The sequence below is a fragment of the uncultured Campylobacter sp. genome, assembly GCF_938030815.1.
Lineage (GTDB): Bacteria > Campylobacterota > Campylobacteria > Campylobacterales > Campylobacteraceae > Campylobacter_B.
Genome location: NZ_CALHII010000235.1, coordinates 1 through 2,787, shown reverse-complemented (window position 1 = coordinate 2,787; position 2,787 = coordinate 1). Strand labels below are relative to the sequence as shown.

The window sequence follows — 2,787 nt, the reverse complement described above, 5'->3', positions numbered from 1 at the left end:
CATATCGTAAAATCTAAGATTATTAAATTTCTTAAGGAGGAGAGAATGGCGTTTGTTGCGGAATATATTTCTAAAGAGGACTTGAAGAAATATGATATTGTAAATATTATAAATTCATGCTGTCGCAAATATAATGAAGAAGAATATTCGGATTATTTAATTGATCAACTCTACTGGGTGATTGATAGGCAAAGAGACATTTGGCTAATATCTGTCGTTAATTTACATTTGCCAGATCATAGAGATGGATGGAGCGGGGAACGGATCTGGGTTTTACACTATGATGATCAAGATATTGAGCTTGATTTAAGAGATATAAATAATAAAAATACTAGCACGAAAATTACGGACAACCCTTTTAAAATCTTATATGAATTAAAGTCTATAAAAACCCATACTTATGGTATATCAAGGGATGAAATAGTTAAAATTTTAAAAGACGCATTAGAAGAGTATAGAGGCGGTGCAAGTTTAAATAAATTTGTCCCGAAAGAAAATATTCAAGTAACTTTTGTATCAAAAGATTTAAAATGCTAGAAAGGTATATTTCTTGTAATTATAAGGAAATTTCTAAAATTCTTATAAATTTAAAATTCCTATAAAGCGCGCAGAACAAAATCCTCGTCAAAATTTCAACGCCCAAGCTTTATTTAAATTTCGGTACGTCAAGCTCTGCGGCGAAATTTTAGAGATAAATTTTACCTCCGTTTCATTTAAAATTTAAGAGCATGTTTAAATTTAAGGAGCTAGGATGAAACATTTATCAAGCGCGAGCCCGCTTGATAATGCAGATGAGAAAGAGTAAATTTTTCGGATTTAAACGCCCTTTTTTGCGTCATATATGAGGCAGAATAATACGGATGAGAAAGAGCGGAAAATACTCCCGCTCTTTAAAATTTTAGTCGCCGCTTAGATCAAATTTATATGCAGCTTGCAACCATATCTCGTTCTCGTCGAACTTCCTATTTACGCCGCTAGCGTAGTGGTCGCTTCTCTCAAGCGCAGTGTAGGTTACGCCCAAGCTTAGTCCCTTCACGGCCTTGGGAGCGTAGTTTGCCGTTACCGCCCAGCCCTCTACGTCCATGCTGGTGCCGACCCTTTGACCCGCAGCCCCGCTAGCATTGATATTATTCGTGCCGCCTACTCTGTCCTGATCGCCTTTTACGTAGTGTAGCGCGGTTTTGAAGCCGTCCAAGCCGATAGCGCCGAAGTCGTAATCAAGCACGACCTTATGCGTATCCATACCCGCGTATCCCGTGAATACGAATGGACCTCTAATAGGCAGAGCGGTGTATGATCCAGGGCCGTTGCCGACGCCCAAAATAACGGCATCGTCGTCGCTAACGGTCGTATAAGCATACGATAGACCGAATCCAAAAAACTCGCTAACCGAGACTCTTGCACCGAACATATCGCCGTCAAGCCTTCTTGGCTCCAGCCCTCCGTCCACGCGCGAGCCTTTGTAGTTAAGATCAAATCCTAGCTTTAAAATTTCGCCTACCGGCACTTTTACATTTGCCTCGGCAAGATACAAGCTAACGTCGCCGTCTTTTAATGCGTTAGCGGGTTTTACGTCCGTTACCGCTGCGTAAGCGCCGGTTAAAGTAGTATAAGGCAAGGATTTGTTTTGAACATATGCGGAGAAGATATTTTCAAATTTTACGGCGACCGGACCCGTCATATTACCCAGAATCACCCTATCTTTAAACAAAGGAGCTTTTCCTTCGCCTGCCGGAGCGCCCATAGCGGTTTTACTCCTTCCTTGGAATTTATAAAACCATCCGCCCCACAATGTAGTATCGGGGATATCTTTGTTAGATACCGCCACGCCCTCGAAAGCCTCTTTAAACGCCCTCGTATAGTTGCCCGCAACGAGCGGAGTTACGACATATTGTCTACCCGCCTTTATATCGGTATTTCCTATGCCGTATCCTAGGTATAATTCCGATAATACCGCACCTTTAGTATACCACTCCTTATCGTAGGCGATCTTATTGCTTGAGCCTACATGATACGGCATCAACCAGCCTTGCCCGGTAAGCCCTATTCTAAAGCCGTAAAGAGGATCGGTGACATATCCAAGTTCAAGACCCACGCCGAATGCCTCGTAGTCGTTATCGCCCGTAGCGGCTTCGCCTCTATTGTCTACCGTTTTATTGGCGTAAGTGGTCTTTACCGTTCCGCCAAGCTTACCGTTAGTGATCGCCTCGGCTACGCTATCCGCCGCGCTTAGCGAGGATACCGCACATGCGCAAACCGCCGCAGCTAAACTTAGTTTGATGAGTTTCATTCGAAATCTCCTTTCATAAAGATTTACAAATATTTATAAAATGAATTATAAATGGATGTTAAAAGAACACGAAGAAAATGGCGCTGAACTTACAATTGCAGTTCAACCTGTGCCAATTGAAGAAGCAAGTAGATTTGGAATTTTTGAAGTAGATAAAAATAAAAAAATTCTTAGTTTTGAAGAAAAACCTGCTGAACCAAAAAGCAATTTAGCTTCAATGGGAATTTATATTTTTAACACTGACACATTGTTAGAATATCTTGAAGGTCTTCCAAATGATGATTTAGACTTTGGAATGCATGTAATTCCTGCAATGATTCAAAATGATAGAAAAGTTTATGTTCACACTTACGACAGTTACTGGAAAGATGTAGGAACTTATGATTCATACCTTGAAGCAAACTTGGATTTGATTAAAAAATCTGAAGAAGTTGGAATTAACTTATATGATAAAGATTGGAAAATTTACACTAGAAGTGAAGATTTAGCACCAGTTA

General features: G+C 40.5%; 3 protein-coding genes. 2 read left to right on the top strand and 1 reads right to left on the bottom strand.

The window, feature by feature from the left end:
- On the top strand, positions 1-537 hold a 537-nt coding region (locus Q0277_RS08965; protein WP_297997387.1), incomplete at its 5' end, for a hypothetical protein.
- A gap of 361 nt (positions 538-898) precedes the next feature.
- Here the strand turns inward: Q0277_RS08965 and Q0277_RS08960 are convergent.
- Positions 899-2,290, bottom strand: a complete 1,392-nt coding sequence (locus Q0277_RS08960) for an OprD family outer membrane porin (RefSeq protein ID WP_297997385.1) — start codon at positions 2,288-2,290, stop codon at positions 899-901.
- A 55-nt stretch (positions 2,291-2,345) separates the two neighbouring features.
- On the opposite strand from Q0277_RS08960, the gene Q0277_RS08955 reads away from it, so the two are divergent.
- A partial coding sequence (locus Q0277_RS08955) for a sugar phosphate nucleotidyltransferase (protein ID WP_297997383.1) occupies positions 2,346-2,787 on the top strand: 442 nt, incomplete at its 3' end.

Coding starts and splice junctions, on each gene's coding strand:
- Q0277_RS08960 (WP_297997385.1), bottom strand. CDS start 2,290: ATGAAACTCATCAAACTAAGTTTAGCTGCGGCGGTTTGCGCATGTGCG.